A 7,709-nucleotide genomic window follows, 5' to 3' on the forward strand; every position below is an offset into this window, starting at 1 on the left:
GCGTTTCGTCCTCTGATTGCGGTCCTTGCACGCGCAAGGACCGCATTCAGAGGACGAAACGCGTCAGAACCAGGACGGGCCGGGCACCGGGCGTTCGGGGCGCCAGCCGGTCGCCTCGGTGAGCCGGGCCGAGACCACGCGCTGCGAGCGCGCCAGTACCGACATCGGGCCGAGCCGGTTCGCCAGCCACTTCGGCACCGCGCGCGGCCGCCGGACCCCGGCCGCGGCGGCCATCGCCTCGCCGAGTTCCCGCTTCCGCACCGGATCGGCGGCCAGGTTGTAGACGCCGCTCGGCGCCCGCAGCGCCGCGATCGCGCCCGCCGCCGCGTCGTCCGGATGGATCGCCGCGGTCCAGTCGGTCCGGCGGCCGAAGATCAGCGGCGAACCGCGCCGCGCCGCCGCCAGCATCGTCTTGGTCATCGCGTCGTCGCCGACCAGCAGCCCGATCCGCAGCCGGATCGCGGTCCGGCCCTCGTCCGCCAGCTCCGCGATGTTCGCGTGCGCCACCGTCGATGACGCGATGTTGCCGCGAAACGCGAGAGGCGCGTCCTCGTCCAGTTCTTCGTCGCCGCCGTCGGCGTAGACGAACGAAATCCCTTCCTGCACCACGATTCCCAGCTCGCCGACCCGTCGAACGGCGGCCGCCAGGGTCTGGCTTCCGGTGATCCGCACGCGGTCGTTCTCGGCCCAGCCGGACAGCTTCATCGCCCGTCGCGCGTCCGGGATCCGGGTCGCGACGTTCACCACCGCGTCGTGCCCGTTCAGCGCGCCGGCCAGCGAATCGACGTCGAACAGTGAACCCGGCACCGGTTCCGCGCCGGTCGCGCGCACCGCGCCGACCCGGCCCACGTCGCGGGCCAGGCCGCTCACCTCATGACCTTCGGCCAGTAGCCGCCGCACCAGCGGACGCCCGAGTATCCCGGTCGCCCCGATCACCATCACGCGCATGTTCGCTCCTCGTGTCCCGCCTTCACGAACCGGACGAGACAGGCGAGCGGAACGTGACGGCTCAGCCCGCCGGGATCTCGCCGATCTCCTCCGGCGGGGGCGCCTGGATGTCGGCCTGCGTGCCCCACTCGCTGTAGCGCGTGACGATCCTGGCGGTCGCGCTGTCCGGGGCGCCCGAAGCGGCGAGGACGGGGGCGAGGTCGAGCACGATCTGAAGCGGCAGGCGCGCGTCGTCGAGCCAGACCTCCATGGGGAGCTTCCCGATCTTCCCCCGCAGTTCGGCGACGGCCTCGGGCGACAAACCGGCGGGCAGGTCGCCGCCCAGCGCGGCCAGGTCGACGTCCAGCCGGTAATGCTCGGCGGACACCCCGTCGAGTTCGGCGTGCCCGGATCCGGTGAGCGTGCCCGCCTTCCGCACCTGGTCGAGCGCGCGGCCGGGGTCGTTCTGCTTCGCCAGCTGGTCGATGCTGCCCCCGGCGACCTGCGAGAACGGGTCGGCGCCGTCGGGGGAGACCTTGACCCAGGGCTTCCCGCCGGGGACGTCTTCACGGGCGGTCTCGGGGACCTTGGCGAAGACGGTCTTGCCGACCAGCCGGAGTTCGATCGGCTCGCCGAGGAAGTCCGTGGTCATGGCCAGCGCGGTCCCGGCCCCCGCGACCTTGGCCTGCCCCTGGCTCTTCGACCGCATCGTGCCCGCGGTGACGTCGGTGGTGAACTTCGCGGCCTTGCCGTCCATGGCGGACGTGGCCCCGTCGGCGAGCGTGCGGGCGTCGGCGAACGAGACGGCGTCGCCGTCACAGGCGCCGAGCAGCGCACCGAGTACGAGCACGACGGCGGACAGGGCCGTTCTCCGCATGAGGACCTGCTTTCGATCGCGGGCACCCAAGCGAAACACAGCCGAGGGCCGCACCCCGATCGGGGGAACGGGCTCAGCGGCTGTCGCCGACCGCCTCGGGCGGCGGCGCGATGATCACCACGTCCGACGCCCAGCTGTCGTATTTGACCGTCGCCTTGCCGATGCTGACCTGCACCGGGCGCTGCTCGGCGTCCAGCCACAACTCGGCGGGCGCGCCGGCGAGATCGAGGACGTACCGCGTGGCGGCCGTGCCGTTCACCTCCGCCTGTTCGGATTTGGTGACCTTGCCCGACTTCGAGATCCGCTCGATCGTGCGAGTCGGATCCATCGTCTCGACGACGTTCGTCATCAGCGCCCCGTTGGCGGCGGAGAGCGAGTCCTTGCCGCCGGCGGTGATCTTGACCCATTCCTTGCCGGTCTTGAGTTCCCGCACCTGGGTGTCCGACAGGTGGTAGTAGAGGACGCCGTCGGCGTAGATCAGGTCCCGTTTCTCGCCCGCGACCTCGGCGACCATGGAGAACTTGCTGTTCGGGCCCTCATAGAGCCCGGAACTGGTGACCACGACCTTGCGGCCGTCGTCCGCGGTGGTCTCGAGCGCGATCTTGGACGAACGGGCCTTCTGCGTGCCCGCGGCGGCGACCGAGGCCAGCTGCGCCGCGTCGTTCACCGGCTGGGCCGCCGGTTTCTCTTCCCCCGAACAGCCGCCCAGGAGCAGGAGAGCGGTACAGACGACGGCGAATCCGGTGGCACGCATGGGACTCCCTCGGGTGAATGGTCTGTACCACCACCGTAGTGCCTGCCGCGTGAATTTCCACCGTCCGAATGTCGGGGTACGCGTGAAGGCCCCCTTTCCGCGGCTGAGCCGAGGGAAGGGGGCCTTCACGCACGAGCAGGGTCAGTTGCCCGCCTGCTGCATCATTTCGGCGTAGTCGCCCACCTCGGCGGCGGGCGGCGCGGTGACGTCCACCGGCGTACCCCAGTCGCTGTAGGTGTAGGTCGACTTCGCCTCGCCGGTCTGCGAGCCTCCCGCCGACTTCATGAACGAGGTCATGTCCATGGTCATCTTCAGCGGCAGCTGTTCGGCGTTGAGCCAGAGCTCGGCGGGGATCCGCAGATCCTTGCCCGCGAACCGCTTCTCGACCTCCGCCCGCTGATCGGCGGGGAGGTCTTCGCCGAGGAACAAGTCGATCTGCTTCTTGGCGTCGAATTCGACGAAGTAGTGGTTCACCGGGACGCCGTCCAGCTGGGTCTGTTCCGACTTGACGACGCGACCGGTCTTTTCGACCAGCTCCAGCTGTTTCGCCGGGTCGCTCATCTCGAAGGACCTCAGCATGGCCTTCCCCACGGCCTTCGCCTGGGGATCCTCGCTGTTCAGCGGGATCTTCCCCCAGACCTTGTCCGTCTTGAGCCGGGCCTTCTCCTCCGCGGGCAGCTTGACGAACACGGTCTGGTCGACCAGGCGCATCCCGACCGTTTCACCGTCGACGGTCATGTTCGCCTCGAGCCTCGAAGCGGGACCGTCGTAGAACGCCTTCACTGTCCCAGTGACCGGTTTGGACCCGAGCATGCTGTCGACGATCGTCGTGGAGGATTTCGCCTTCCGAGTTCCCTGCTTCGCGGCCTCGACAAGGCCGAACGCGTCGGTGAACGGGTTGGCCAGCGCGAGCTCGCCGCCGCCCGTGTTCTCGGCGGTCGTGCTCGGACGGGTGCCGCAGCCCGTGACCACGAGGGTCAGGGCCGCGGCCACCGCGGCGAACTTGAGAGTGGCACGCATCTACCGGCCGCCGGCCTTCTTCATGATCTCCGCCAGGTCGCCGACCTGGTCGGCGGGCGGGGCGGTGACCTCCACCGGGCTGCCCCAGTCGGTGTACTTGACCGTGCTCTTGGCGACACCGTCACCGGGAACGCCCATGGCCTTCATGAACGCGGTCTGGTCCGAGACGACCTGCACCGGCAGCTGGTCGGCGTTGAGCCACAGCTCGGTGGGGATGGTGACGTTCTTGCCCTTCAGCTTCGCGTCGAGCTGCTTCTGGACCTCCGGCGGCAACGGGATGCCCACCTCACCCGCGATGAGGGCGATGGCCTTTTCGACCTCGATCTCGACGACGTAGTGGTTGGTGAGCTCACCGTTCAGCTCGACCTGGTCCGACTTCGTGATCTTGCCCGCCTTCGAGACCTGCTCGAGGGTGCGCGACGGGTCGCTGTCCTTGATGGCCTTCGACATGATCTTGCCGAGCATCTGCGAGAGGGGGTCCTGGCCGTCGGCGGAGATCTTCACGTACGACTTGTCGGTCTTCATCTCGGCCTGGTCGGACGCGTCGAGCTTGAAGTACAGCGCGTTGTCGACGAAGACCGCTTCCAGCTTCTTGCCGTCGCTGTCCATGGTCATCGAGAACTTGGTGTTCTCGCCGTCGTACAGGCCCTGCCCGGTCATCGATTGCTTCTCGGTGCCGGCGACGGACTCCATCGTCACCTTGGACGACTTGGCCTTCTTGGTGCTCTCGCGGGTCAGCGCCGCGAGCTGGATCGGGTCGCCGAGCGGCGACGAAAGCAGGCTCTTCCCCTCGGAAGGAGCAGGAGCGGGAGCGGCCGCGGTGGGCTGCTTTTCGCCGCCGCAGGCGGACAGCGCCAGGACGGCGGCCGTGGTGATGGCGGCGAGCGTGGTTACGCGCTTCAAGAGGACCCCTCAGAAAAGTTGATCTAATCCGAACGGGTTATCGCGCGAGGGCGGATTTAGTTACCGGTCGTCGTCATGGCCGGCTCGGGAGCCCAAAAGACGACGTAATGAGTCCAGTCGCTCGTGACTGGCGTCACCATCGGTGACCACGTCGTCGAGCGCGCAGTCCGGATCCGAAGGCGGCCCGAGGTGGCCGCAGCCCGAAGGGCACTCTTCGGCGGCCGCGGCGAATTCCTCGAACGCGAGCACGATGTCGTCGGCGGTCACGTGCGCCAGCCCGAACGAGCGGACGCCGGGGGTGTCGACCACCCAGCCACCGCCGGGAAGAGGGAGCGCGACCGCCGCGACGGACGTGTGCCTGCCCTTGCCGACCGCGCTGACCACACCGGTCGCCAGTCCGGCGTCGGGCACCAGCCGGTTGACCAATGTGGACTTGCCGACCCCGGAATGCCCGACCAGCGCGGTGACCCGGCCCTTGAGCCGCCCGGTCAGTTCCTCCGGATGCTCGTCGTGCCGGGTGACCACGGCCGGGATGTCGAGGCCCGCGTAACCGGCGAGGAGTTCGTCCGGGCTGGCGAGGTCGGCCTTCGTCAGGCAGAGCACCGGTTCGAGGCCGCCCGCGTAGCAGGCGACGAGACACCGGTCGATGAACCCGGTGCGCGGCGGGGGATCGGCCAGCGCGGTCACGATCAGCAGCTGTTCGGCGTTGGCGACCACCACTCGTTCGAAGGGGTCGGTGTCGTCCGCCGTCCGGCGCAGCACACTGGAGCGTTCGTCCACCCGGATGATGCGGGCGAGGGTGTCCGGTTTCCCGCTGACGTCGCCGACGATGCCGACGGTGTCGCCGACGACGACCGGGACCCGGCCCAGCTCGCGGGCCCGCATCGCGGTGACGACGCGATCCGGATCCGAGTCGATCGCGCAGGTCCAGCGGCCGCGATCCTTGCCGATGACCATCGCCGTGGAGGCGTCCGCGTGCTCGGGGCGGCGTTTGCTGCGCGGCCTGGTGCCCTTGCCGGGACGGATCCGCACGTCGGATTCGTCCAGCCTGCGCCAGTCCTTGCCCGCCAAACCGCCTCCTGCTCTTCGAACACCGCAGAAGAATGATCCCATGCCGCTCGCCAACGCATCGGTAGCGTGTAACGATGACTGTCGATTAGGGAGGTTTCCCCATGTGCGGGCGTTATGCCGCCACCAAGGACCCGGCGGCGCTGATCGACGAATTCGCCGCGGTGGACCTGACCGAAGGCCGGATCCGGACCGATCACAACGTGGCGCCGACCAAGGACGTGCCCACCGTCGTGCAGCGGCATCCGCGTGACGCCGACGGCGCGGTGCTCGAAGACGAGCCAGCCGTCCGGTCGCTGCGCATGATGCGCTGGGGCCTGGTCCCGTTCTGGGCGAAGGACCCCGGCGTCGGCTCGAAGATGATCAACACGCGCGCCGAGACGGCCAAGGAGAAGCCGTCCTTCAAGAAGGCGGTCTCGGCGAGGCGCTGCCTGGTCCCCGCCGACGGCTGGTACGAGTGGCGGCGTGACGGCAAGGAGAAGCAGCCCTTCTTCATGACCGGGCCGGGTGACGGGTCGCTCGCGTTCGCCGGGATCTGGGAGACCTGGCGGCCGAAGGACGACAAGGACGCCGATCCGCTGATCACCTTCTCGGTGATCACCACGGATTCGGTCGGCAGGCTCACCGACATCCACCACCGCATGCCGCTGCTGATGCCGCGCGAGAAATGGGACACCTGGCTCGACCCCGACCGGCCCGACGTCACCGAACTGCTCGTCCCGCCGCCGGTGGACCTGGTCGACACGATCGAGCTGCGGCCGGTGTCCAGCCTGGTCAACAACGTCCGCAACAACGGCCCGCAGTTGCTTGACCGCGTCGAACCCGCCGCCGACAGCGCGCTCTTTGAACTGCCGAACTCATGACGAAGCTGGAGATCGACACCGCCTATGGTCCCGCGCGGGCCGAGCTGCACTGTGCCGAGGAAGGCATCGCGGTCCTGATGCTCGGCCACGGCGCGGGCGGCGGGATCGGCGCGAAGGACCTGGTCGCCGTCACCCGCGCGGCGCAGGCGGCCGGTGTCCACGTCGCGCTCGTCGAGCAGCCGTACCGGGTGGCCGGCCGCCGGGCGCCCGCCCCCGCCACCCAGCTCGACACCGCCTGGCTCACCGTGGCCGACGAGATCTCCGAACGCTTCGACGACCTCCCGATCGTGTTCGGGGGCCGGTCGTCCGGGGCCCGCGTCGCCTGCCGGACCGCCGCGGCGGGCCAGGCGGTGGCGGTGCTCTGCCTGGCCTTCCCCGAGCATCCGCCGGGAAAGCCGGAGAAGTCCCGGCAGGCCGAATTGGACGCCGTCGAGGTCCCGACCCTGGTGGTGCAGGGCGAACGTGACCCGTTCGGCCTGCCCAAGGCGGGGCCGCATCACGAGATCGTGGTGCTCCAGGGCGATCACAACCTCAGCGCCGATCTCGACGGCGTGTCACGCGCGGCCGCCGAGTGGCTGGAGCGTGTGCTGCGGCCGCTGACCTGAGAACCGCCGCCGGGCGTAGTGCACGGTGACCACGGCCAGCAGCGGGCCCCAGAGCAGGAGCGGCGCGTAACAGGCCGCCATGACGATGTCGTAGACCGGCGAGTCCTCTCTGGTCCCCGGAGGCACCGAAGACCCGGCCCGCGCCCAGCGGAACAGCCACTGGGCGCTGAGCGCGATCAGGGCGATGGCCCCCGCGGCGGCGGGGAGGATCGCCGCGAGCGGCGGGATCCGGCGGCCACGCAGGCCCGGGATCCAGCGCGGCCACACTTCGCCCCACGGCCGGACCAGCCCGAGGGTGAGGAACGCGAGCGCTTCGGAGAGCAGGCTCAGGCCGAAGACGTAGACCGTGCCCCAGCCGGGGATCCCGAACTCGGCCAGGCCCCGCGCGGTGAACCCGACCGGGAGGCCGAGGCCCATCGCGATCCGCCACAGCCCGGACGGCACCGCCACCAGGGCCGCCGCGTGGGCGGCGAGGTTCGCCCATCTCGGTACGCCGGGCAAGGTCTCGGTCATTTCGTCGCTCCCGGGAGTCGTCTTTCGCTTGCCGATGACGATTCCCGGGCGCGGCCAAGTGCTCTTCCCGCTGCGGACCGACCGCCCTCCCTCTCGCGGGTGAGTCTCTTCTCCCGCGTTTCGTCCTCTGAATGCGGTCCTTGCGCGTGCAACTACCGCATTCAGAGGACGAAATGCGG

The 7,709-nt window shown here is 69.6% G+C and carries 9 protein-coding genes; 2 read left to right on the forward strand and 7 right to left on the reverse strand.

The features are described from left to right. Positions 1-63 precede the first annotated feature (63 nt). The 6 genes from ACFWIW_RS33235 to rsgA form a co-directional block, all read right to left on the reverse strand. On the reverse strand, positions 64-948 hold the full coding sequence (locus ACFWIW_RS33235; RefSeq protein ID WP_378372100.1) for an NAD-dependent epimerase/dehydratase family protein: 885 nt from the start codon (positions 946-948) through the stop codon (positions 64-66). A 61-nt stretch (positions 949-1,009) separates the two neighbouring features. Next, complete coding sequence (locus tag ACFWIW_RS33240) at positions 1,010-1,804, reverse strand: hypothetical protein (RefSeq protein WP_378372101.1); 795 nt, start codon at positions 1,802-1,804, stop codon at positions 1,010-1,012. A gap of 73 nt (positions 1,805-1,877) precedes the next feature. Further along, on the reverse strand, positions 1,878-2,558 hold the full coding sequence (locus ACFWIW_RS33245) for a hypothetical protein (protein ID WP_378372102.1): 681 nt from the start codon (positions 2,556-2,558) through the stop codon (positions 1,878-1,880). 141 nt (positions 2,559-2,699) lie between these two features. Next, positions 2,700-3,578: a hypothetical protein gene (locus ACFWIW_RS33250; RefSeq protein WP_378372103.1), complete on the reverse strand. Its 879-nt coding sequence runs from the start codon at positions 3,576-3,578 to the stop codon at positions 2,700-2,702. Then, complete coding sequence (locus ACFWIW_RS33255; protein ID WP_378372104.1) at positions 3,579-4,481, reverse strand: hypothetical protein; 903 nt, start codon at positions 4,479-4,481, stop codon at positions 3,579-3,581. A 60-nt stretch (positions 4,482-4,541) separates the two neighbouring features. Beyond that, entirely contained in the window at positions 4,542-5,552 is a 1,011-nt protein-coding gene (gene rsgA, locus ACFWIW_RS33260; protein WP_016337073.1) for a ribosome small subunit-dependent GTPase A, read from the reverse strand. Positions 5,553-5,653: 101 nt separating this feature from the next. On the opposite strand from rsgA, the gene ACFWIW_RS33265 reads away from it, so the two are divergent. Beyond that, on the forward strand, positions 5,654-6,412 hold the full coding sequence (locus ACFWIW_RS33265; protein WP_240599850.1) for an SOS response-associated peptidase: 759 nt from the start codon (positions 5,654-5,656) through the stop codon (positions 6,410-6,412). Further along, positions 6,409-7,017 (forward strand): alpha/beta family hydrolase, encoded by a 609-nt coding sequence (locus tag ACFWIW_RS33270; protein ID WP_063273087.1) that lies wholly within the window; start codon positions 6,409-6,411, stop codon positions 7,015-7,017. Before ACFWIW_RS33265 ends, ACFWIW_RS33270 begins: the two co-directional genes overlap by 4 nt. Here the strand turns inward: ACFWIW_RS33270 and ACFWIW_RS33275 are convergent. Next, on the reverse strand, positions 6,967-7,530 hold the full coding sequence (locus ACFWIW_RS33275) for a hypothetical protein (protein ID WP_378372105.1): 564 nt from the start codon (positions 7,528-7,530) through the stop codon (positions 6,967-6,969). The two genes, ACFWIW_RS33270 and ACFWIW_RS33275, sit on opposite strands and share 51 nt — an antisense overlap. Positions 7,531-7,709: the final 179 nt, after the last annotated feature.

Origin of the sequence: Amycolatopsis sp. NPDC058340 (assembly GCF_042723975.1) — a bacterium.
In the GTDB taxonomy this organism is placed as follows: Bacteria; Actinomycetota; Actinomycetes; order Mycobacteriales; family Pseudonocardiaceae; genus Amycolatopsis.